Annotated in this window: 28 protein-coding genes and 1 pseudogene; 10 read left to right on the plus strand and 19 right to left on the minus strand. The window is 61.1% G+C overall.

Translation table 11 applies throughout. From position 1 onward, the window contains the following. Window positions 1-75 precede the first annotated feature (75 nt). The 3 genes from LCM4577_RS18985 (at window position 76) to LCM4577_RS18995 (ending at window position 2304) form a co-directional block, all read left to right on the plus strand. A complete protein-coding gene (locus LCM4577_RS18985) occupies window positions 76-600 on the plus strand; it encodes a DUF4142 domain-containing protein (RefSeq protein WP_071072857.1) in 525 nt (174 codons plus the stop codon). Next, on the plus strand, window positions 597-905 hold the full coding sequence (locus tag LCM4577_RS18990) for a cupredoxin family copper-binding protein (RefSeq protein WP_071072830.1): 309 nt from the start codon (window positions 597-599) through the stop codon (window positions 903-905). The genes LCM4577_RS18985 and LCM4577_RS18990 overlap by 4 nt, the downstream gene beginning before the upstream one ends. Before the next feature lie 319 nt (window positions 906-1224). Continuing rightward, window positions 1225-2304: an HPP family protein gene (locus LCM4577_RS18995; protein ID WP_071072833.1), complete on the plus strand. Its 1080-nt coding sequence runs from the start codon at window positions 1225-1227 to the stop codon at window positions 2302-2304. Between the two features lie 20 nt (window positions 2305-2324). Here the strand turns inward: LCM4577_RS18995 and LCM4577_RS19000 are convergent, their stop codons facing one another. Beyond that, on the minus strand, window positions 2325-3188 hold the full coding sequence (locus LCM4577_RS19000; RefSeq protein WP_071072835.1) for a crotonase/enoyl-CoA hydratase family protein: 864 nt from the start codon (window positions 3186-3188) through the stop codon (window positions 2325-2327). An 81-nt stretch (window positions 3189-3269) separates the two neighbouring features. On the opposite strand from LCM4577_RS19000, the gene LCM4577_RS19005 reads away from it, so the two are divergent. Further along, complete coding sequence (locus tag LCM4577_RS19005) at window positions 3270-3860, plus strand: TetR/AcrR family transcriptional regulator (protein WP_071035002.1); 591 nt, start codon at window positions 3270-3272, stop codon at window positions 3858-3860. 48 nt (window positions 3861-3908) lie between these two features. Here the strand turns inward: LCM4577_RS19005 and LCM4577_RS19010 are convergent, their stop codons facing one another. The 3 genes from LCM4577_RS19010 to LCM4577_RS19020 all read right to left on the minus strand — a co-directional run bounded on the left by LCM4577_RS19010 (window position 3909) and on the right by LCM4577_RS19020 (window position 6137). Then, the gene (locus LCM4577_RS19010) at window positions 3909-5132 is read right to left on the minus strand and encodes an anion transporter (protein WP_071072837.1); all 1224 of its coding nucleotides are present in this window, start codon (window positions 5130-5132) and stop codon (window positions 3909-3911) included. A 608-nt stretch (window positions 5133-5740) separates the two neighbouring features. Next, window positions 5741-5905, minus strand: a complete 165-nt coding sequence (locus LCM4577_RS19015) for a DUF3309 family protein (protein ID WP_023769518.1) — start codon at window positions 5903-5905, stop codon at window positions 5741-5743. A gap of 94 nt (window positions 5906-5999) precedes the next feature. Continuing rightward, the gene (locus tag LCM4577_RS19020; RefSeq protein ID WP_157900474.1) at window positions 6000-6137 is read right to left on the minus strand and encodes a hypothetical protein; all 138 of its coding nucleotides are present in this window, start codon (window positions 6135-6137) and stop codon (window positions 6000-6002) included. Between the two features lie 140 nt (window positions 6138-6277). On the opposite strand from LCM4577_RS19020, the gene LCM4577_RS19025 reads away from it, so the two are divergent. From LCM4577_RS19025 to LCM4577_RS19035, 3 genes are all read left to right on the plus strand, one after another. Then, window positions 6278-6445: a Thivi_2564 family membrane protein gene (locus LCM4577_RS19025; protein ID WP_116390104.1), complete on the plus strand. Its 168-nt coding sequence runs from the start codon at window positions 6278-6280 to the stop codon at window positions 6443-6445. A 474-nt stretch (window positions 6446-6919) separates the two neighbouring features. Further along, window positions 6920-7360 carry a GFA family protein gene (locus tag LCM4577_RS19030; RefSeq protein WP_071072840.1) on the plus strand — a complete coding sequence of 147 codons (441 nt, stop codon included), beginning with the start codon at window positions 6920-6922 and terminating at the stop codon, window positions 7358-7360. Window positions 7361-7888: 528 nt separating this feature from the next. After that, entirely contained in the window at window positions 7889-8458 is a 570-nt protein-coding gene (locus LCM4577_RS19035; RefSeq protein ID WP_131803476.1) for a PAS domain-containing protein, read from the plus strand. 26 nt (window positions 8459-8484) lie between these two features. On the opposite strand, the gene LCM4577_RS19040 is transcribed toward LCM4577_RS19035, so the two are convergent. After that, window positions 8485-8745 carry a hypothetical protein gene (locus tag LCM4577_RS19040; RefSeq protein WP_071072842.1) on the minus strand — a complete coding sequence of 87 codons (261 nt, stop codon included), beginning with the start codon at window positions 8743-8745 and terminating at the stop codon, window positions 8485-8487. A gap of 169 nt (window positions 8746-8914) precedes the next feature. Between LCM4577_RS19040 and LCM4577_RS19045 the strand changes: the two genes are divergently transcribed. After that, on the plus strand, window positions 8915-9109 hold the full coding sequence (locus LCM4577_RS19045) for a hypothetical protein (RefSeq protein WP_127235553.1): 195 nt from the start codon (window positions 8915-8917) through the stop codon (window positions 9107-9109). A 103-nt stretch (window positions 9110-9212) separates the two neighbouring features. On the opposite strand, the gene msrA is transcribed toward LCM4577_RS19045, so the two are convergent. The 7 genes from msrA to LCM4577_RS19080 all read right to left on the minus strand — a co-directional run bounded on the left by msrA (window position 9213) and on the right by LCM4577_RS19080 (window position 12229). Next, complete coding sequence (msrA, locus tag LCM4577_RS19050) at window positions 9213-9734, minus strand: peptide-methionine (S)-S-oxide reductase MsrA (protein WP_040980838.1); 522 nt, start codon at window positions 9732-9734, stop codon at window positions 9213-9215. Between the two features lie 157 nt (window positions 9735-9891). Further along, window positions 9892-10212: a hypothetical protein gene (locus tag LCM4577_RS19055; RefSeq protein WP_040980836.1), complete on the minus strand. Its 321-nt coding sequence runs from the start codon at window positions 10210-10212 to the stop codon at window positions 9892-9894. Then, window positions 10212-10406, minus strand: coding sequence for a hypothetical protein (locus LCM4577_RS19060; RefSeq protein ID WP_071035006.1), 195 nt, complete (start codon window positions 10404-10406; stop codon window positions 10212-10214). The genes LCM4577_RS19055 and LCM4577_RS19060 overlap by 1 nt, the downstream gene beginning before the upstream one ends. Continuing rightward, window positions 10391-10630 (minus strand): ABC transporter permease, encoded by a 240-nt coding sequence (locus tag LCM4577_RS19065; protein ID WP_071035007.1) that lies wholly within the window; start codon window positions 10628-10630, stop codon window positions 10391-10393. Before LCM4577_RS19065 ends, LCM4577_RS19060 begins: the two co-directional genes overlap by 16 nt. Before the next feature lie 109 nt (window positions 10631-10739). Next, window positions 10740-10943, minus strand: coding sequence for a hypothetical protein (locus tag LCM4577_RS19070; protein ID WP_071035008.1), 204 nt, complete (start codon window positions 10941-10943; stop codon window positions 10740-10742). 186 nt (window positions 10944-11129) lie between these two features. Further along, window positions 11130-11438: a hypothetical protein gene (locus tag LCM4577_RS19075; protein ID WP_071072844.1), complete on the minus strand. Its 309-nt coding sequence runs from the start codon at window positions 11436-11438 to the stop codon at window positions 11130-11132. A 218-nt stretch (window positions 11439-11656) separates the two neighbouring features. Continuing rightward, on the minus strand, window positions 11657-12229 hold the full coding sequence (locus tag LCM4577_RS19080; RefSeq protein ID WP_040980807.1) for a hypothetical protein: 573 nt from the start codon (window positions 12227-12229) through the stop codon (window positions 11657-11659). 360 nt (window positions 12230-12589) lie between these two features. On the opposite strand from LCM4577_RS19080, the gene LCM4577_RS19085 reads away from it, so the two are divergent. After that, window positions 12590-12907 (plus strand): YMGG-like glycine zipper-containing protein, encoded by a 318-nt coding sequence (locus tag LCM4577_RS19085; protein ID WP_040980804.1) that lies wholly within the window; start codon window positions 12590-12592, stop codon window positions 12905-12907. A 227-nt stretch (window positions 12908-13134) separates the two neighbouring features. Here the strand turns inward: LCM4577_RS19085 and LCM4577_RS19090 are convergent, their stop codons facing one another. The 7 genes from LCM4577_RS19090 to LCM4577_RS19120 form a co-directional block, all read right to left on the minus strand. Continuing rightward, a complete protein-coding gene (locus tag LCM4577_RS19090) occupies window positions 13135-13326 on the minus strand; it encodes a hypothetical protein (protein ID WP_040980802.1) in 192 nt (63 codons plus the stop codon). After that, window positions 13323-13766 carry an SMI1/KNR4 family protein gene (locus LCM4577_RS19095; protein ID WP_244508374.1) on the minus strand — a complete coding sequence of 148 codons (444 nt, stop codon included), beginning with the start codon at window positions 13764-13766 and terminating at the stop codon, window positions 13323-13325. Before LCM4577_RS19095 ends, LCM4577_RS19090 begins: the two co-directional genes overlap by 4 nt. Window positions 13767-13769: 3 nt before the next feature. After that, window positions 13770-14246: a hypothetical protein gene (locus tag LCM4577_RS19100; RefSeq protein ID WP_071072845.1), complete on the minus strand. Its 477-nt coding sequence runs from the start codon at window positions 14244-14246 to the stop codon at window positions 13770-13772. Between the two features lie 51 nt (window positions 14247-14297). Next, window positions 14298-14633, minus strand: a complete 336-nt coding sequence (locus LCM4577_RS19105; RefSeq protein WP_071035010.1) for a hypothetical protein — start codon at window positions 14631-14633, stop codon at window positions 14298-14300. A 134-nt stretch (window positions 14634-14767) separates the two neighbouring features. After that, window positions 14768-15379 carry a T6SS immunity protein Tdi1 domain-containing protein gene (locus tag LCM4577_RS19110; protein ID WP_071072846.1) on the minus strand — a complete coding sequence of 204 codons (612 nt, stop codon included), beginning with the start codon at window positions 15377-15379 and terminating at the stop codon, window positions 14768-14770. 173 nt (window positions 15380-15552) lie between these two features. Next, entirely contained in the window at window positions 15553-16170 is a 618-nt protein-coding gene (locus tag LCM4577_RS19115) for a T6SS immunity protein Tdi1 domain-containing protein (protein ID WP_040980794.1), read from the minus strand. Further along, window positions 16170-18593: a hypothetical protein gene (locus LCM4577_RS19120; RefSeq protein WP_071072847.1), complete on the minus strand. Its 2424-nt coding sequence runs from the start codon at window positions 18591-18593 to the stop codon at window positions 16170-16172. The genes LCM4577_RS19115 and LCM4577_RS19120 overlap by 1 nt, the downstream gene beginning before the upstream one ends. A gap of 731 nt (window positions 18594-19324) precedes the next feature. Between LCM4577_RS19120 and LCM4577_RS19125 the strand changes: the two are divergent. Next, a pseudogene (locus LCM4577_RS19125) lies at window positions 19325-19695 on the plus strand (transposase); the annotation flags it as partial.

Here is a 19695-nt window from a genome sequence, read left to right on the forward strand (position 1 = left end):
CGTTCTCGACCGCATCCAATGGCAGTCAACACCAGATGAAGCCCGAGGCCAATGCCGCCGGGCGAAGGAGATGCCATGTTCATGCGATCAACCGCCACCCTCGCCGCTCTTTTCCTCGTGAGCACGGCGCCGCTGGCGCCAGCCGCCGAAAAGCCCACCGATCCTCAGATTGCCCACATCGCCTACACGGCCGGCACGATCGACATCGAAGCGGCCAAGCTGGCGATCAAGAAGTCGAAAAACAAGGAGATCGTCGACTTCGCCAAGGACATGGAGCGCGACCACGAGGCGGTGAACAAGCAGGCGCTCGACCTTGTGAAGAAGCTGAAGGTCACACCCGAGGACAACGACACCAGCAAGGCGCTGACCAAAGCCGCGAAGGAGGAACACGCCAAGCTGGCGAAGTTGAACGGGGCAGCCTTCGACAAGGCCTATATCGAGAACGAAGTGGCCTATCACAAGCAGGTCGACAGCGCGCTCGAAACCCTGCTCATCCCTTCGGCCAGCAATGCCGAGCTGAAGAGTCTGCTGGAGACCGGCCTCAAGATCTTCCAGGGGCATGAGCAGCATGCTGAACATGTCGCCGGCATGCTGAAATGAGGGTGCTGCTTCTTGCGCCTATGCTGGCGACGGCGCTCTTCGCGTCGCCGGCCTTCGCGGCGACCATCGAGGTGACGATCGACAAGCTGGTCTTTTCGCCGGCAAGCGTCCAGGCAAAGGTCGGCGATACGATCGAGTGGACGAACAATGACATCCTCGCCCACACCGCCACGGTCAAAGGTGGCTGGGATGTGATGATCCCGGCAAAATCGAAAGGTAAAGTCACGCTGACAGCGGCTGGAGCGGTCGACTATTTCTGCCGGTTCCACCCCAACATGAAAGCCCATGTCGACGTGGCCCCTTGATCACCCCACCGGAAAGCGAGGCGCCCGCGCCTCGCTTAGCCTTGCAGCGATCCTCCCATGCAGGTTGCCGCACGCCGCACCAGCGCAGTTTTCGCCGAGGCCAGGACGTTCGGACGAATTGCCAAACCGATTGCGCAAACCTTCGTAAGAACTTGACGCGATTGACAAAGTGAACGCCGCCGGCGGCCTGCCACAGGTTCCGCATCACGCAATAATATTCCCCTCAGCGCCGGCGAAACGGATTGGTTTGGCTTCCAAATCCGTGACTTCGGCGGCATTGCGAGCAGCGCAATTCCACCCGTTCGATCCAGGGCCTGCCATGGCGTTTCGCCTTTTCGTTCCGATCCTTGCCGGCGCGACGCTTCGCGAACGGCTGCTTGCCTGTATCGGCGCGACCATCGGTATCGCGCTCACGGGCATGATCAGCGGGCTCGCCATGGGCAGCGGCCCGCTTGTGGCGATGCTGGTGGCGCCGATGGGCGCTTCCGCCGTGCTCCTCTTTGCCGTCCCGTCGAGCCCGCTGGCGCAGCCCTGGTCGATCGTCGGCGGCAACACGATTTCGGCGCTGGTCGGCGTGACGGTCGCGCATTTCGTGCATGACACGGTGATAGCCTCCGGCCTTGCGGTAGCGCTGGCGATCGCCGCCATGTCGTTCACACGCTCATTGCATCCGCCGGGGGGCGCCGCGGCACTCACCGGCGTGCTCGGCGGACCGGCGGTTGCCGCCGCGGGCTTCCTATTTCCTTTCGTGCCGGTGGCGCTGAATTCGACCATCCTGGTAGCGCTAGGCTTCCTCTTCCATAAGCTGTCTCGGCGCAACTATCCGCATGTGCATGTGCCCGCCGCCAGCGGGCACGGCACCGCCGACCGGCCGCCGGCAGAGCGCGTCGGCTTCCGGCCCGAGGATGTCGACGCCGCGCTCTCGGCGCTCGACGAGACCTTCGACATCGATCGTGACGACCTCGAGCGCCTGTTGCGGCAAGTCGAACTGCAGGCGATGGTGCGTTCGCAACGCACGCTGCTTTGCAGGGACATCATGTCCCGCGATGTGATCTCGGTGACGGAGACGGCCTCCGCCGACGAGGCGCGCAAACAGCTGATCGACCACAACATCCGCACCCTGCCGGTTGTCGACACCAACCGGCGTCTCATCGGCGCTGTCGGCTTGCGCGAGCTGACACGGGCGACCGACACCGTGAAAGGGGTGATGTCGAAAGCCGGCACAGCCTCGCCCGACACGCCGGCGATGAGCCTGCTGCCGGTGCTGACCGACGGCCGCARCCATGCCGTGGTGATTGTCGACAGCGAGCGGCACATCCTCGGACTGATCACCCAGACCGACCTGCTGGCGGCGGCCGCGCGCGTGCAAGCGCCGGCGCGGCTCAAAGCGGTGGCATAGAGCCAGACCGATCATCCGGCCTATCCCCCGCTTGCCATTCGATCGAGCTGCTGCGCCGCCCGTCTTGTCTCGGCCGGCCGGGTGACATGTGTCCATGTGCCGTCAAAGGTCGGCTTGCGCCGCTCGATCCAGGCACTCAGGCCTTCGCGCAGGTCGGTCGTGGGGGCCATACGCGCGAACTGCTCGGCCTCGACCAGCAAGCCCTCGGCAATGCTGTGATTGATGCCGCGGGCGACCGAGGTAAGGATGGCGGCGACGGCAGCCGGCGAATGGCCAATGATGCGCCGAGCGAGATCATGCGCCTCCGGCATCAATTCGGCATGTGGCACGACCTTGTTGACAATGCCGAACTCGAGGGCGCGGTGCGGCGAAAACGCCTCGCCGGTCAAAAGCAGTTCAAGCGCCCGCTTGCGCCCGGCAAGCCTCGGCAGGCGCTGCGTGCCGCCGAAGGTAGGCGGCATGGCGAGGTTGATTTCCGGCTTGGCGAACAGCGCGCGGTCGCTGGCGACCGCCAGCGGCACCGCTTCGGTGATCTCACAGCCGCCGCCGAAAGCCAGGCCGTTGACCGCGGCGATGACCGGCTTGCGAAAGGCTTCCAGCCGCGCCGTCAGGCGCTGGCCGCGAGCCACGAAATCGCGCAGCGCGACATCGGCGCCTTCGGCCACGCTCAACGAGAATTCGTGGATATCGGCGCCGGCGGAGAACGCGCGCTCCCCTGCCCCGGTAAGAATGACGGCGCGCACGCCGTCGTCCGTCTCGATCAGGTCGAGAAGCGACAGTAGCCGGTCGATCAGCGCATAATTCAACGCGTTCAGCTTCTCGGGACGGTTGAGAGTGAGGATTGCGACGCGGTCGCGCGTCTCGCTCAGCACAAGTTCGGTCATGACTTTTCCTTTCCGGCGGTTCGGCCGATAAGGAGCAGACTTGTGGTTGCTTGTATATTCACTAGTCGGTATACTTACGTGATGAACGAAAAAGCCAACCCTACGCGAAAACGCCTCGTCGACGCGGCGACCAAGCTCTTCTATGCCGAAGGCATCGGCCGCGTCAGCGTCGACGCGGTGGCTGAGAAAGCCGGGCTCACCAAGCGCACGCTCTATTACCATTTCAAGAGCAAGGACGATCTGATCGCAGCCTATCTCGACGGCCGCGACCAGCCCAATCTCGAGCAGATGGCCGGCTGGTTCGATGCAGCCGAGGGCGGCGCGGACAAGAAGGTCGAGGCGATCTTCACCAATCTGGCACGGGTGGCCCGCCACCCCAAATGGAAGGGCTGCGGGTTCTTGCGCACGGCGGCCGAGCTCGCGGCGATGCCCGGGCATCCAGCGGTCAAGGCTGGCGCGCGCCACAAGACCAATTTCGAAAAATGGCTGGCCGTCGCACTGTCGGAGCACGATGTCGGCGAGGCGAAGATGCTGGCCCGCGAGATCATGCTTTTGATGGACGGCGCCTTTTCCAGCATGCTGATCCACCACAATCCCGACTACGTCAACGCCGCCGGCCATGCCGCCGCGACGCTGGTTCGGGCAAGGATGGCGGGCAACCACGAAGCTTAGAGCGTAACGCTTCCGGCGCGTCGACTGTGGCGGTCCGAGAGGCAATCTTCAGGACAAGGCCAGCCAGGCCGTGCCGACGAGAAGCGTGACCAACGTCAGCGGCAGGCCGACCTTGAAGAAGGCGGAGAAGGAAAGCTCCTTGCCGGCCGCCTTGGCCTGCTCGGCGACGATCAGGTTGGCAACCGAGCCGAGCAGCGTGAAATTGCCGGCAAGCGTCGAGCTCATCGCCACGACCAGCCAAGCGCGCTCCGGATTTTCCAGACCCGGCATGAAGGGTCGGAGCGCCAGCACCGCCGGCACATTACTCATGATGTTGGAAAGCAGGGCGGTGAAGCCGGAGAGCCGCCAGACATCGTCGAGGCCGAAATCCTTCGCCCAGGCGATCATATCGGGCGTGAGCAGCGTGCGCTCGGCGCCCGCCACCACCACGAACAAGCCGGCGAACATGAAAAGCAGCGGCCCGTCGATCTCGCGGTAGATGCGCCGCGGCTTGATTGCCCGGGTGACCAACAGGAAAGCGCCGGCAATCAGCGCCGCCTTGGCGACGGGGACACCGGCAAAGAAGGCGAGCGCCAGCAGCAGGCAGACGACGGTGGCCTTCAGCACCTGCCCCGGCAGCATGCGGCCGCGATAGACTTCCGGGCTGAGTTCGGCGGGGCGGGAGAATTCGGCGCGGTATACATAACGCACGATGACGATGACGCAGAGCAGGCCGAACAGCGCCACCGGCGCCAGCGCCAGCGTGAAGGCCGGATAGGAAATGCCCGACAGCGCGCCGATCACCATGTTCTGCGGGTTGCCGGTGATGGTGGCGACGCTGCCGCAGTTTGAGGCCGTGCAGGTGGCGATGAGGTAAGGCACCGGGTTGCGGTTGATGACCCGTGTGACGTGGACGACGATCGGCGCCATCACCAGGCAGATCGCGTCGTTGACCAGGAAGGCCGAGAGCACGCCGGTCAACAGCGTCACCATGACCAAAAGCATGAAAGGTGCATGGGCATGCTCGATGGCGAAGCCGCCAAGCGCCCGAAACGCGCCCGAAACCTTCAGATGCGCGACCACGATCATCATGCCGAGCAGCAGCGTGATGGTGTCGAAATTGATGGCTTTGTAGGCATCCTCGATGCTGATCGCGCCGATGGCGATCATGGCGGCGCCGCCGAGAAGCGCGATGCCGGCACGGTCGAGCCTCAGGCCAGGAATGCGGCCGACGGCTACACCGGCATAAGTGGCGACCAGGATGAAAAGCGCGCCCGCACCAGTCCATGTCATTGCAAAGAAGGTTCCCGTTGCCTGCCCTGCTCGCCGGAATCGGCCGGCGCATGGACGCGCATCACTTTTAGCAAGGGCGAGGCAAAGGGAAAGCGTGCAAACACGTGAAAGTGCGATGACGTTTTCGTGGTTCCATATTCATAAACCCTAATGTAAAGAATGATGAATTAACATATCTGACCGATAATCCAGGCGTTGGGGACTAAACGGATGAACACGGTCGTTGAAGTGGAACATCGCGTCCCATCGGGGGAGGAATTGATGCGTCCGCAGGAATGCTCCCGCTGTCACGGGGCCAAGAAGGTTTTCGTTTGCGCGCGCTGGCTGAGCTCGAACGGCCATTGCTGCCCGGAAGGTACGCATCGGCTGAATTGTCCGGGACACAGCATCGTCTGCCTCGAATGCAGCGGGCGCGAGAGCTAGCGAGGCCCGGCGAGTCGCCGGTCGGCTGCAAGCGCCCTAACCACCGCTTCTAGGAGCCAGCTACGGCGCGGGACGCTCAAAGCGCCGTACTCGGCTACGATGTACATTTCGTCGCTCAAGCTTTCCGCGCTGGAGTAGCTGGCAACCAAGCTAAAGGATGCGCCGGCTAATTGCCGGGCCGGCTATCAAATCCGTCCGAGCACAACCAGAATGATGACAATTATAAGAACCAGCCCCAAACCACCGCCGCCATAGTAGCCAGTACCGTAGAATGGCCCCCCGCCTAAGCCGCTAAAGCCGCCAAGCAGAGCAAGGATAAGAATGATGATAAGAATTGTGCCGAGACCCATGGCCTTTTCCTCTTTCTTAAGCGCGAACCCGGCGCCGTTATGACCAGGTCAACTCGCAAGCGGCGCGCATGTTCCGCTCATCTCCGGGCCGATGCTACTCGGGACTGGCCGAGTAAGACGATACCATCGGCTGTCCAGGGTTGGCCTCAAGTTTGATGGGGACCAAAAACATAAGCGCTATGGCGATAGCGATCGAGGCGATAACAGCAGCGGTGCTGAACATGTCCTTCATGTTCCTATCCTTAATATTCGAAGTTGCTGCACAACGTGTTCGCCAAGTCTCCTGTTCCACTTCACCTTCGTGGAACCATTCTCGCGTCCGCAACGTTTGAGGCAGCCCTATCCGGGCAACATTGGGAAGGAAACAGCCACATGGGCGTATCGGTTCTTATCGGCATACTGATCACCTTCCTGGTGGTGATCCTGGTGCTCTATCTCGTGCAACGTCTGCCGCTCGACGCCCGCGCGCGCCAGATCGCGCAGATCATCGTCATCATCATTGGAATCATTTCGCTGCTCAAATATCTTGCGGTGTTCTAACCGCGATCCATATTCGGCAACCGGAAACTTCAAAAAGCCGGTGTGCCATGAGAATCCCGTCGATCGCATCTACCGCAGGTAAAATATTGTGGGCCGGCACAGTGTTATGCAGCGTGAGCGCAGCTTATGCCCGGCCAGACACGCGCGCGATGACTTGCGCGCAGACGCAGGCCCTGATCAGAAGCGATCATGCCGCGGTCTTGACGACGGGTCGGAACACCTATGACCGGTTCGTTCGCCAGTTCGGCAACGAGTGCGACTGGCCGGAAGTGCCAATCTCGACGACGGTTCCGACCAAGGATGGCGAGTGCCGCGTCTATCGGTGCCAGGAGCCGATCAACCTTCCGTACTGACCCTTGCTCCTTGCACCGGCGCGGAACCATTACAAGCTCATGCGGGTTTTAGCAGCCAGCAGCGGGACTTGCCGGGCGTGAGAGAAACTTGGCTCCTTTCATAACCGCAGGAGGAACGGCAATGCCTGAAATCGTGCGCAGCGGCAGTTGCCTGTGTGGCGGCGTGCAGTTCCGCGTCACTGGCGAGCCGCTCCGGGTCGGCCTCTGTCATTGCAAGGACTGCCGCAAGACGAGCGGATCTGCCTTCCATGCCTACGCCGTATGGCCGTTGCGAGCGTTCGAAACCACCGGCATCACCAGCAGCTATGGCACTCGAAGCTTTTGCCCCAGCTGCGGAAGCCGCGTTCCCTTCGCCGGCAATGGCGAGGCCGAGGTCACGATTGGCAGTCTGGACATTGCGCCAACCGAAGGGTTGGTGCCGAGCTACGAACTCTGGATCGGACGCCGCGAGCCCTGGTTACAACCTCTGCCCGGAGCGCGCCAGTTCGAGCATGACCGGGCCGCCGATGATTCGGCTGCAGGCGGTGAACGCGGCGCGGAGCCACAACAAAGGTCAGCCTAGGTCTGGCTCTTGGTGGACTTTGGTCGGAACGACAATGACCTTCAGTCTAGCGGCCGACCACGAGCAGCCCGGGAAAGCGCTTGGCCGTCGATTGATATGCGCGGACTTTCCTCGAAGTTTTGCTTTTTTCAACCAGCGGTCGGTTTGACGGCCAATCAGCTGCCGCTAGCATTTTTGAAGCGTGGCGAAACATGAGTCGTGGCCGGCGCGGTTTCAGGCGACAGCACGCAACAGAGTTCTACTCACTTTACCAATATAGGAGTTTTTAACCATGCTTTCCGCGGTAATACAACCCTTGATATTGTTTCCATCGCCATCTGCGGTGCTTATCTCGTAAAGTACAAGCTGAAGTTGCAGTATCGATGTGAAAATTCTTTCGGCTCAAGAAATTTTTTTAACCACTTCTGTTCCCGATTATAGCGGCCATGGCATTTAAATTGCCAGGATCGGCAGGCGCAATGACTTTAGGCCCTGTACAAAAGGCCATCTTTGTTTCTTCCCGTTTTTGCTACATAGTGCTGCCGAATCTTGAAACCGAACGGGGCGGTTTTCATGACGTTGGCGCCTGAACACGGCCGCAACATGCATATGCGGTATCCACCGATCGACGGGTTCTGGACCTGGGACATCAAGCGCGACCGTATCTATGGCGACGCTAATCTTTCAGACTATTTCGGTTTGACACTTGACGAATTCTCGCACGGCGCGCCGCTGGAGCGATGCATGGAAAGCATCGATCAAGACGACCGCACAAGGGTTCGGATGGCCATCCGCAAGGCCGTGGAACGCAGGTCCGGCTTCAGGGAGGTCTACAGGGTCCGCTCCGAAAAGATGGGGTTGCGCAAGATCCTGGCCGTGGGCCAATGTTATGTCGACGGGGTGGGCGAGGCGGCCCTTTATCCAGGCTGGTTCATTGATCTGACGAACGATGCCGCGTGCGAGGAGCAGGCGCTGCGCGAAATCTACAACCATGTCGGGCAGGCCAAGGACATAGCGCGATCGATTGGACATGACCTGATGTCCTATCTTCTGGATAATATCGAGGAAGAGGTCGAGCAGCGGCTTGACGGGAGACTGGGGAGGCGAAGATCGTCCTGAGGCCGCTTTCGCAGATTGTTTCAGGGCTAACCGCCCGTGCGGCGCCTGCCGACTTCAGCCGTAACCATGCGCGCGAAATACGATTGGGGCGATCGGCGCTCGATGAGTTTGGCCCGCTCCAGGGCCGCATCGCCGTAAAATTCGATCAGCACGCTGGCGGCCTTGGCGGCATCGGCCCTCAACCGGCCGAAATCGGCCTGCCCGCCCTCGGTCGAGAGCCCGCTCCTGGCAATCACGTCAAGCATGGCTTGCAACTTGTCAGGAGTGCTGCCCTCGTCTTCGTGCATGGTCGCTATCCGATTGGGCGCGTAAAATATCGACATTTCCGCTCAATGTCCAACGGGTTCGTTGACCGGGCATCGGTGCAACCGAGCACAGCTTCGCCGCGAGCGGGGCCACAATCTTCATACAAGCATAGTGAGCCAAACTTACCGCGCATACATTTGGGGGGCACCCATGGACCAGCCTAGCAAAATGGAAAACCTGCAGTTTGCGCAAGGGATTTTGCGAGAACTTCGCCAAAAGGCCGAGGCCGACGGCGAAAAGCTTCTGACCTACCTGATCGACATGGCTTATCTCGAAGCCAGCGACCGCATCCGCGCCCACTGGATCGGCAGCCACGAACACGAAGGCCGCCGCGCCAAGGGCTGAGCCTGTCCATTCCGGGCGGCAAGCCAGAACGCAAAAAAGCCCGCCATGCCTTCCGGCACGGCGGGCGGATCAAAACGCGTAAAGGCTATTTCAAACGGCCAGATTATGACGCGGCCGCCCGTTGGCGGACCGGAAGCTTCCAGCCCGGCCGCGCGAAATGGCAGGTGTAGCCGTTGGGATAGCGCTCGAGATAGTCCTGATGCTCTGGCTCGGCTTCCCAGAAGGGCCCGACCGGGGCGAGCTCGGTGACGACCTTGCCGGGCCATAGGCCGGACGCGTCGACGTCGGCTATCGTGTCCTCGGCGATCCGCTTCTGTTCATCGCTGGTGTAGAAAATCGCCGAGCGATAGCTCGCGCCGATATCGTTGCCCTGGCGGTTCTTCGTCGTCGGATCGTGGATTTGGAAGAAGAATTCTAGAAGCGTTCGGAAATTGGTCCTGGCCGGGTCGAAGATGATCTCGATTGCCTCGGCGTGGGTGCCGTGGTTGCGGTAGGTGGCGTTGGCGACATCGCCGCCGCTGTAGCCCACTCGCGTCGAGATCACGCCGGGCAAGCGCCGGATCAGATCCTGCATGCCCCAGAAGCAGCCGCCGGCAAGGACCGCACGCTCGGTGGAAGAAGCCATGTCATACCTCCTTTGGATTGCTCCATAGATAGGCATTGCGCCTGGATTCTTCCAGCGGCTCGAACGGGCGAATGCCGACGCAGGGATCGAGTGTTGTCGTATATCCGGCATCGACAATCGATCGGTTAACGCCTGCGCGGCTTCGCCTCCGCCGCGCTTAGGAATCCGGCGTGTGTTTGAATCTTCGCACCACCACCTCGAACACGATGTCCGATATCCACATTGCCGAGACTCCGATGAGGAAGGCTGCGGCGAGCGTGGTGGTGTCATCGGCGGCGGGGATCGGCAGGCCGCTTGCGCGAACCCAGGCGACGGCAGGCAATGTCAGATAGGCGGCGGCCAAAGCGCCGCAGATGGGCGAGGCGATCATCTCGCGCAGCTTGTAGCGATGGCGCGACAGCGCCCGTAGCACGCCGCCGGCGAGCCCCGCCGCCACGACCTGGCCCTTGATGCCCAGAAGATCGAAGATGTCATGCATCACGGCCTCCAGCCGCAGAGTTTTTCGCCCTTGCGGTTGTGGGCAAGCAGCGCCCTCGCCTCCAGGTCCGAGAGTATATCCACGCCCTTGGCGGAAAGGCGCACGGGCGAGGCGATGGCGCAGAAGCCGCCTCTGGCCGTCACGCAGCCGGCAAGCCCGGCTGCCATGGCGGCGACAATCAATCCCTTGCCCATGACTTCAGCTCCTTCCTGACCGCGCCAGCCGGCAAAGCGCCGATGTCGTTGTCGACCTGGTCGGCGACATCCCGGGCCGCGACCTCAGCCTCAGCCTGCCTGCCACGCTCGTCCCGCGCGCCGGCAAGGCGCTGGTGGAAGCCCCAACCGAGCGCGCCGACAATGCCGGCACCGATCGCCAGGATTGTCGGATTGGTGAGAAGCCACGCCAGCAGCGCGCTCATAGCAACACGCCGATGAGAAGGCCGGCGATGAAACAAGTGGCGCCCACGATTGCGTACGGCCTGGCGGCTTCAATGCACGCGGCGAGCAGACCTTGCAGGTTTTCCATGGTCAGTGCTCCCAGCCGAAGCGGCGCGCGAGCAGATGCCACCACTCGGCCGTGGCGGCGATGGCAAGACCGACGCCGGTCTCCAACGCCATCTGGATATCGGGATCGGCGGAGAATGCCGAGGCGTCGTCGGCGCCGAGAAGGCCCCGCGCGACAAGCACGCCCGCGCAATAGCGCAGGACGATGCGGATGATGATGGCAATCATTGGCAGAACACTCCGAAGAGATTGCAGGGAAGATGCGTGGCCCAGGCGGCAAGCGAGCCGATCGCCAACGCGATCAAGGCGAGAGTGCCGGCGGCCTTGGCGGGCGATGTGGTTTTGCGAGGCGCGGTGTGTGCGTCATTCACGACAGGCGATCCGGCGCTGACGGGCGTTGCCGCTGGCGTGGCGTCATTGCTCGATGCAGGTCCCGGCGCTGATCCGCCCGCCGCCGACGGAGCGGCCGACATCAGCAGCGCCTGCCGCCGCACCGAGGCGACGCGGGCGCTCCAGTTCCGCATAGGATGTGAAAACCCGGTCGAGGCTTTCGGCCTTGGTCCAGCCCTTGGCTTCAGCGAGCTTGCGGTTGCCTTCGGAAAGACCGTCAAACCAACTTCTGCCGGCCGCCGGGGCGGACCCGTTGTCCCCGGAAGCCGGAGGCGTCGCCAGGTTGCCCGCCGGCCGAGCGGCCACGGACCCGGCCTCTGCCAGATCTGTCATGTGATGTGTTCCTTTGTTTGAGAGTTCAAAGACGTGGCGCTGCCGGCGGAGCGCGTGATCTCCCCCTCGAGGGGGAGATGGCCGGCAGGCCAGAAGGGGTCGCTGCGCGTGGAGCTCCGACCTCGTGAGGCGTTGCAAAGGGCGCTGGTGCTCCACGCGCGGCGACCCCCTCTGTCGCCTTCGGCGACATCTCCCCCCTCAAGGGGGGAGATTGGCGCCTACGCGTTATCGCCCCAGTTCTCCCACAGCAGCGTGATCGTGCCGGTCACGGCAAGCGTGCCGTCGGCGTCGATATCCGTGCCGGTGGCGAAGGCGAGGTTGAGATAGAGATCGACCGGCGTCACTGTCCCATCGAGCGTCGAGGCGGCGGCGATGTCGGCGGCGGAAGCGGAAGAGAGCGCAGCTCCGGCGCCGTCCAGCGTGCGGGCGGTGGAGGCCAGCACATTGACCATGGTGCCGGCGAGCGTAGCGCTCGACGCCGGAGCCGAGCCCAGCGACCAGGTGAGCGCGGCGTTGTCGTTGATGGTTGAGGCGCGCGTGGTCAGCACCGCGAATTGCAGCCTGGCCGTGCCGCCCTTGATGCGCACCTTGCCGTCGGTGAAATCGAAAATCTTCTGGCTCGCATAGGCGAGCGCATCGGTCACCGGCACCTGCATGCCGGCGAAGGTGAAGACGGTGCGGTAGGAACCACCCTGCCCGCTGGTCACGGCCTTGAGGCCGAACTTGGGCGGCGCAAGGCCGGCCTCGCGGGCGGCAGCGCGGGCAAGGGTCCGGGGAAGTCCTCGGGTCATGTCATTTCTCCATTCTTGGGGGGAATTTTCTGGGGTAAGGCGTGGTTCGCGTTGCGAGGAAGGCCGATTGGACTTCCGGACAACGACCGCCCGCGGCGGCGGCGGAAGTCCTCGCGCTGATCGGCCTGCTGCATGCAGGTTATCGACGCGGCCCTAGGCATCTTCGCCGGCTGATTCCGCCAGCGGGGCTAAACCATTGTTCGCGTGATCTTTCCGGTTTGGAAACCATGGCGTTCAACCGCCGCGAAACCGTGAATCACTTCGTGAGCGGGCTCCGCCGCCGTTCCGCCGCAATGCGACCGCAGTTCAGCTTCGTTCGCCCCCGTCGTCAGTCCCTGGGGCTTCAGAGGAGTTCTAGTGATGATCATCAAGAAGGCCATTCTGGCCGTGCTCATGACCGCGGCCCTTGCCGGCTGCGAGACGCAGACCGAAGGCCAGCAGCGGGCTACCACCGGCGCATTGCTCGGCGGCGCCGGCGGCGCGCTGGTCGGCCAGGCGATCGGCGGCAACACCAAGAGCACGGTGATCGGCGCCGCGAGCGGCGCGCTGCTCGGCGCCGTCGTCGGCTCCGCCACCACGCCACAGCGCCGCGGCGACCAGCTCTGCCGCTACCAGGACCGCTACGGCCGCATCTACACCGCGCCCTGCGACGACCGCTATTACAACGGCAATTATTGATACTGTCCGGCTTTGCCTTCTCCCCGTTTCACGGGGAGAAGGTGCCCCGAAGGGGCGGATGAGGGGCAGCGCGAGGCTCTGAGATGCTGGCGCTGTTGAGCGCTCAATCCGTAGCCCATCTATGGGGCGCATCGAGATGAGTGCACCGGCATGGTGCCCTGTAAATCTTGTCGATGCCTGCGGCTAATAAATCAGCTTGGTGAGGACATCGGAAGCCTCAAAGCCGCCTACTCCTCCGCTCGCGCCGCTTTACGCAAATCCCCGATAGTTCGATTCCAAAAGCGCACCAGTTCAAAATGTTCTTGCCTGGTCACCCAGATTTTATTCTCCAGGCTCATTGGATCACCACCAACGATGACGGGTGTAATCTCAAACAGCTCCATGCCCTTGCGGCGCGAATTTCCGTTTTTGTCGCTCATTTACATTCCACCAATCGAGAAAATAAATCAGCTATGTTACGCGCCGTTTTCAAAGCTAACTTCCTGTTCATGCCTACGAACGGAACGCGTACGATTGACATATTTGGATCCTGAGTATCAAAGCCATATCCTTCACCTCCTCCGTTCGATCCAAACAAGAGGATACCTGGCGCATATTTTTCGACTTCATACTCTCGATTGAAGTCCGCCAATTCTTCGGCCTTAAAGAAAACAACGTAGTTGTCGTGGACAAAACCCTCGCCCCCATTATGCTCTCTGAGGAAGTCGGTGTAGTCCTTGGGTAGCTCGACTCCCAAGCGTGCCGACAGCCCATCGACGACTGCAGGTTCAGCTGGCGGATCAAACTGTCCCTCGGTTAAGATATATCTCACTGCTATCCTCACCAAATCGAAACTAACCCCAGCCAAGACGGCCGACATCGCTCAATCACCTTTGAGCTCCGGCAAAATCCTCTCGTCGAGAAATTTGAGGCGGCCGGCCAGCATTTCCGCATTGGCGGGAGTTGCATCGACGTTGACCGGTATCAATTCCGCTACGGATTTCCCCTCGCGCGCTGCCTCGACCCATTCTTCAAGGGCACCGATATAGCTGTCTAGGACCTCGAAGGGCGTGGTGGCGTCATCAGCAGGAAGATATGCCGGCGGCACGTCGCCGACGATCACCCAGATCCATCGGTTCACCTCCGGACGCCCGGGCTCTATTTCGAACAGGAAGATGTAGATTATTCCTTCGGCTCCATATCCAAAATACTCGCCTTTGATGGATAGGACCCAGTTGTAGAATTCGAGATATTCGCGTGCCTCGGCCCGGGCAGAGTCGAGATCATCGTCTCCGGTGCCGACATCGGCAGGTGGCAGGCGCGTGACGGTGTCGAAGTTAGGCTCTGCAAGACTGTCCATTGTCTAAAGGCTCATTTCAAGCGTTTGAGATGCTTCATGGTCTGAGCACCGTCAGCTCGCCGTCTGGCTTTGGCGGCGGCCGCGAACAAAATCCACGACCAGCCAGATCAACTGAGCAACGACGTATACCGGGCTGTGAGACCAATCCGGCGCCCCGTTATGCGAGTAGCCGTAAGCGGATGCGACAACGGCGAGCGCCCCGCAAATGATATGCACCAGCAACAGGCGCGGCACACCACCGTTCCAGCGCTTCATAATCCACAGCAACAAGCGGCTCAGCAAAAATGTCGGAACCAGTGCCCCGAGCAGCATCGCGGCAGAACCCGCACCCATATAGTCCCCCTTGTTTTCTATGAATACGTCCGAAGCTTCCGAACTGCGGTCCACCCGATACCATCAAGGTGAAAAATGGCTGCCGTTCTTCGCCCTCTCATTTTCTGCGCACAATCTATAATTGTATCTCTTCATATACATGTACTTATGATTGTACGCAAGCTCACCCCGGCAAAAGCTCGTGGAGGTCACCCGCTTTTGACGTTTATCCGCGTCCCTGGAGGCAAACCCCTCGCTTTCGCGATGAGCTGAGCGGTAATGTGCCAATAAACTTCCAGATCTGTCAGTTCCAGATTTGCACTATCGTCCTTGCCGCCCAGGAAGAGCGGCACCTTGTAGCCGATGCATTGGTCGTAGGCAGGTTCGGCGCCACCGTTCCTGCGCCATGTCGCGTAAAAATTGGAGGCCAACGCGGCATCCTGGTACTCATCCAACTCGACTTCATGAAAAGTCCGAATGTTGGCTGGTATCTGAAGCGCCTCGCCGGTCCCTGGCTCGAACATCACGACACCAGGCTCCCCATCCTCGGTTCGTTTGGTGTCAATGGCGAATGTCCTGCCCAACCAATCGTATCCAAAACAGGTAATGCGCCCGGCGAATGCAGGGAAGCCCACGATTATTCTGCTGCTCCACGCCGCCAAATCCTGGGCACGGACGATGCGGTAAACGCCGTGGTTGAACGACACACCACTGAAACTGGAAAGGAGCTCATTCAGGCTTGGCACGCCAGTGTCGATGCTCACAGAGTCAGGCTTGCGACCTGCGTCCGGAGAAAAGCTTTGCCGAAACTTTGGAAACATCACCGGTCTCCGATCGTTATCTTGCCAATTCTCGTCCCGTGAGGCAGATGCTTTATCTGATGATATATCTGGGGACCCAAGCTACGGTTCACGCTTGAATCCAGCGGAGCCATGCATCCATCTTGTTGGTGACTAATGCCGCCCTGAACCCGGCCGATACGTGCGCTACAGTCCTAGTCAAGCTTAATTCGGATGTGGGTTCCTTGAGGCAGCGCTCTTACCTGAACCATGAGTTGACCCATCAGGTGCCAATAAATTTCAAGATCTGATAGCTCGAGATTTTCAATTTCGTCTTTTCCATTCAGAAAAAGCGGCTTCTTATAGCCCACGCATTGATCATAAGCAGGCGCGGCGCCTCCCGCGTCGCGCCAATCTGCATACATATTTGCGGCCAATGCGGCATCTGCATCCTCAACCATTTCAACCTCGTGAAAGGTTCTTATGTTGGCAGGTACCTGAAGCGCCTTTCCTGTCCCAGGATCGAACATCACGACACCAGGTTCCCCGTGCTCCAGGCGCCAACTGTCAGTCGCAAAAGCGGTCCCCTGCCAATCATAACCAAAGCAGGTGATTCGACCTACAAATTGTGGAAAACCTACACAAACACGGGCGTTCCAATCAGCTACCTCTGATGTACGAATAATTCGATACAGACCGTTTTTGAATGAAGCTCCTCCAAACCTTGACAGCAGTTCATTGATCCCGCTGGTTTTTGGATCCAACGGAGAATTTGGGCGCTGGATCACGGAGCTGGCGTCTATCGGAAAATTTTTTATAAAATCATCAAACACTACCGATCTCCAATCGTCACCTTGTTGATCTTCGTTCCATGAGGGAGATTCTTAATTTTGTGCTTAATCTGAATGCCAAAGCTCCTGTTTACGCTCCGGTCCAGGGCGTCTAGATTGGACAAATCTTCTGATCCATTTAGTTGTAAATCTTGGATATGATCGACGTCCTCGTCAGGTGCAACCTCGTTGCCTGCCTCGGTATATCTGCGGCGAGCGGGATTTGAATCCCGAACCGCGTGATGATTTACTGAGGTGTCCCGATCAGTCAATCGCTGGGCCTTAAGAGCTGCCTTCTCTCGTTGCGATGCATCCCACTTCCGCATGTGGTACACGTGGATATCCTGACTAGTGGAGTTCTGCCCAACCACTGCCCCACTTTCGGCAGCCTGACCAGAGATGGAATCGAGTGCGTCAGATGTTTCGTCGGACTGCCGCTTCGCCGGTATGCCGTCCGCAGGGCTTTCGGTGCCATCTAACGCCCGAATCTCTCCGGCGGCACCTTCCGAATTTCGCACCTTCGCCGCAGCCGAAACACCTGCGGATCGCTCAGCTTGCCTCGGTGCGGAAGCGAACCAATCAATTCCTCGTCCTATTCCTTTGGCAACGCCCTCACCCAATCCCCAGCTCAATGCGTCACCGTGCTGACGCATCATTACCTTCTCGGTACTGTTCGCCGGTTCGTAGTAGCCATGGCCGAAATCGGGGCGCTCGGTCGATCCAAGGGAAACAACGTAGCCACCCCCTTTGATCAATTTGCCGGCGAGTATCCCGGCATTCGCAGTCTCCTTGCCAATGGCCTTGGCGTCCGCTCGAAACACCTCGCTCGGAGAAAGGCCTGGCTTGCCGCCCGGCAGAATCCCGCCCAGACCGGCCTGGTCCAGTTCCCGGACCAGAGCCGCCTGCGCGACGGCGCCCTTCGTGTGCCGGAACAACTCGCTCACCCTTGCGTAGTTGTCCATTAAGTCCATACTTCCGCTGTCGCGATCCCCGGCAAGTTTGAGAAGAATGGAGAGCGGCACGGGTTGGAGATTTTCATCATCGACGCCCAATGCTTTTTGCGTTGCGACAGACAATTCTATTGTTCTGTCGTATGTGTCCTGGTCATAGGCTTCTGGATCAGAGGGCCCATTGCCAAATACGGCTTTCCAACCTGCGGAGATCTCTTGAGACGTATCGCTGATATAGTCACCTGAATCGACCCGCCTCCTCTCCAGGACCAGCTTTCCCGCGACGGCGGTTGCCTCATCGCTCTTTCTGTCTGGCGAAGAATTCGACCCGGTCTCGGCATTGACAATGGCTGCCTTGATGGCCTGGTTCGACATGGTCCCCATGTCGAAGATTTTCTTCGCGACATTGACCTGCCATTCGAGATCCTGCCGACGCTTCGGCCCCTCGTCTGGGCCGTAGACAATCTTGTAGGCTTCTTCGCCCGGTATGTTGCCAGAGTAAGCGCCGGTCAGTGCGATGTGGTCTGGCGCCTCTGCTTCGGCGCGGCTGATCGCAGCGCCAATCTTGACTTTCAGCGCAAGATTGGCGGCATCAGCCTGTCGGCGGATCGCCCGCTGTTCCTCTTCAGGAAGGTCGCCGAACGCCTGAGCGATCACTTCGTCCGGTGTCTTGTTGCGGCGCCAGTCGCCCTTCGCGGCGGCCTGCTCATCCCGGGCGTCGGCGCCAAGCTGCGCACGCACCGTCTCGCCCATGCCGTCGCTCGCCACCGGGCCGGCGCTCAGCATCTCGGCGGCGCGGCGCGGGTCTTGTGCGATCAGCGCTTGCATGCGCGCCTTCGCCGTGCTGGCGCGCCAGTCGGCTTCGGCCAGCGCCTTGGCTCGCGGGTCGAGGTCCATCTTGGCGATGAGATCGAGGCCGGCCTGTCGGGAGGCGTCGAATGCGACGGTGTCGTTCGGGTCGCTCTGCGAGATGTTTCTGAGCTCGGCGGTGTGGACCTCCGCCACCTGATCCTGCTCATATTGCTTGCGCCGCTGATTTTGCTGCCCCGCCATGCGCCGCCCGCCAACGGCGCGAAACGCTTCCTTGCGGCCAGCGAGACCGGCGCGCAGCTCGGGCGGCAGCTGCTTCAGGAAATTGCCGAACAGCGTGTCGAACAGGCCGGTCTTCACCACCTGGCCGGTGTACGGATCGACCTGGCCATACATGGCGTCATGCAGGCCGGCGCCGTCGGCGGGCGCGTTGGCCACGGCATCGGCCTCGGCCTTGGCGAGCTCGCCGTTTAACCGCCGCGCGGCGATCTCGGTGTCGAAGGCCTGCTGCTGCGCCTTGCGCTGCTCGTAGCGCTCGGCCGCAGCCTGCCACCGGTCGCCGAGTTGCTGCATCGCCTCGCCGACCGGCGAGGAGTCCGGATATTGCACAGCATTGCCGGTATCGAGCCGGCGTTCGCCGACGAACAGGGGGATGATGTGGACCATTTGGATTTTCCTGGCCGGGTGGAGGCGCGCGGCGACGGGCCGCCAGAGGGGTGGCGGCCGGGTTGGGCGTTGCGGGTGGTGCGGGTTCGGCGGGGTCGTGGTGGAGGGAGTAAGGTTGGTCGTTAGGGCGCGGCGCGCGCGACAGCCAATCTCCCCACTCGTGGGCGAGATGTCCGGCAGGACAGAGGGAGGCGCTGTCCCGCCGGCGCTTCAATGCTTGGACTGGTTTATACGGCGCGCTTCGTCATCCTCGGGCTTGACCCGAGGATCCATGCCGTGACCTTCGTCGGGGGATGCAGCGGAGCAGAATTCTGAACCGTTGCAACACCTTAGCGTCACGGCATGGATCCTAGGGTCTGCGCTCGTCGCTACGCTCCTTGCTTCGCCCTAGGATGACGATCGCGATTGCGTTCCTTCGCGCCCCCCTCTGCCCTGCCGGGCATCTCCCCCACTTGGGCTAGGGGATGCACACATCTTTTGAAGTGAATGACTCGCTTTTGATTGGCGATCTTGTGTTGGGCTGTGATTCCGTCTGCGATGCGTTGATGGAGATGTGTCGCGATGTCAGCCCATGAGATCGGATTAGGAGCGTTCGGCGACGAGCGCTTGCAAAAAAGGGGGCCCAGCTGCTGGGGCTCATGGTGGATCGTCAGAGCGTTTGCGTTCGACGGCTTGCGGGAGGATCGCGGGGACGGATCATTGGCTTTGGCCGGTTCCTGGCGAACAAGCGGGTGACGACGCAGAGCCTGATCGAAGGCTGGGGGCTGACGAGTTCGCAGGCCTGCGCTGGCCGTCACGTGCTGGCGGTCCAAGACACCAGTGAGATCAACTTTACGACCACGGCGCAGCACCGGCGGGGCCTGGGCGAGATCGGCAAGGGCGGCAACGTCCGAGGCGCGCTGCTGCATGCAATGTTGGCGTTGGATGCGGGAACGGGCGAGGTGCTCGGACTGGTATCGGGCCAGATCTGGACGCGCGATGGCCGGGTGGAAACGCCACATAGTCAACGGTTATTGGCCGACAAGGAATCGCAGCGCTGGCTGGCCACGGCCGAAGCGGCCAAGGAGGTGCTGGCTCAAGCGGCGACGGTGACGGAGGTGAG

The sequence above is a fragment of the Mesorhizobium sp. LCM 4577 genome (assembly GCF_001854795.2).
Taxonomy (GTDB): Bacteria; Pseudomonadota; Alphaproteobacteria; order Rhizobiales; family Rhizobiaceae; genus Mesorhizobium; species Mesorhizobium plurifarium.

Bases quoted from the DNA above. Each gene is read 5' to 3' on its own strand.
- LCM4577_RS19060 (WP_071035006.1), bottom strand. From the start codon at position 10,406: ATGGGCAAGGGATTGATTGTCGCCGCCATGGCAGCCGGGCTTGCCGGC.
- msrA (WP_040980838.1), bottom strand. From the start codon at position 9,734: ATGGCTTCTTCCACCGAGCGTGCGGTCCTTGCCGGCGGCTGCTTCTGG.
- LCM4577_RS18990 (WP_071072830.1), top strand. From the start codon at position 597: ATGAGGGTGCTGCTTCTTGCGCCTATGCTGGCGACGGCGCTCTTCGCG.
- LCM4577_RS19040 (WP_071072842.1), bottom strand. From the start codon at position 8,745: ATGCACGAAGACGAGGGCAGCACTCCTGACAAGTTGCAAGCCATGCTT.
- LCM4577_RS19080 (WP_040980807.1), bottom strand. From the start codon at position 12,229: ATGACCCGAGGACTTCCCCGGACCCTTGCCCGCGCTGCCGCCCGCGAG.
- LCM4577_RS19025 (WP_116390104.1), top strand. From the start codon at position 6,278: ATGGGCGTATCGGTTCTTATCGGCATACTGATCACCTTCCTGGTGGTG.
- LCM4577_RS19065 (WP_071035007.1), bottom strand. From the start codon at position 10,630: ATGAGCGCGCTGCTGGCGTGGCTTCTCACCAATCCGACAATCCTGGCG.
- LCM4577_RS19095 (WP_244508374.1), bottom strand. From the start codon at position 13,766: ATGTCGGCCGTCTTGGCTGGGGTTAGTTTCGATTTGGTGAGGATAGCA.
- LCM4577_RS19070 (WP_071035008.1), bottom strand. From the start codon at position 10,943: ATGATTGCCATCATCATCCGCATCGTCCTGCGCTATTGCGCGGGCGTG.
- LCM4577_RS19030 (WP_071072840.1), top strand. From the start codon at position 6,920: ATGCCTGAAATCGTGCGCAGCGGCAGTTGCCTGTGTGGCGGCGTGCAG.
- LCM4577_RS18985 (WP_071072857.1), top strand. From the start codon at position 76: ATGTTCATGCGATCAACCGCCACCCTCGCCGCTCTTTTCCTCGTGAGC.
- LCM4577_RS19000 (WP_071072835.1), bottom strand. From the start codon at position 3,188: ATGACCGAACTTGTGCTGAGCGAGACGCGCGACCGCGTCGCAATCCTC.
- LCM4577_RS19085 (WP_040980804.1), top strand. From the start codon at position 12,590: ATGATCATCAAGAAGGCCATTCTGGCCGTGCTCATGACCGCGGCCCTT.
- LCM4577_RS19075 (WP_071072844.1), bottom strand. From the start codon at position 11,438: ATGACAGATCTGGCAGAGGCCGGGTCCGTGGCCGCTCGGCCGGCGGGC.
- LCM4577_RS19015 (WP_023769518.1), bottom strand. From the start codon at position 5,905: ATGGGTCTCGGCACAATTCTTATCATCATTCTTATCCTTGCTCTGCTT.
- LCM4577_RS19120 (WP_071072847.1), bottom strand. From the start codon at position 18,593: ATGGTCCACATCATCCCCCTGTTCGTCGGCGAACGCCGGCTCGATACC.
- LCM4577_RS19100 (WP_071072845.1), bottom strand. From the start codon at position 14,246: ATGGACAGTCTTGCAGAGCCTAACTTCGACACCGTCACGCGCCTGCCA.
- LCM4577_RS19005 (WP_071035002.1), top strand. From the start codon at position 3,270: ATGAACGAAAAAGCCAACCCTACGCGAAAACGCCTCGTCGACGCGGCG.
- LCM4577_RS19090 (WP_040980802.1), bottom strand. From the start codon at position 13,326: ATGAGCGACAAAAACGGAAATTCGCGCCGCAAGGGCATGGAGCTGTTT.
- LCM4577_RS19110 (WP_071072846.1), bottom strand. From the start codon at position 15,379: ATGTTTCCAAAGTTTCGGCAAAGCTTTTCTCCGGACGCAGGTCGCAAG.
- LCM4577_RS19020 (WP_157900474.1), bottom strand. From the start codon at position 6,137: ATGAAGGACATGTTCAGCACCGCTGCTGTTATCGCCTCGATCGCTATC.
- LCM4577_RS19055 (WP_040980836.1), bottom strand. From the start codon at position 10,212: ATGCATGACATCTTCGATCTTCTGGGCATCAAGGGCCAGGTCGTGGCG.
- LCM4577_RS19045 (WP_127235553.1), top strand. From the start codon at position 8,915: ATGGACCAGCCTAGCAAAATGGAAAACCTGCAGTTTGCGCAAGGGATT.
- LCM4577_RS19010 (WP_071072837.1), bottom strand. From the start codon at position 5,132: ATGACATGGACTGGTGCGGGCGCGCTTTTCATCCTGGTCGCCACTTAT.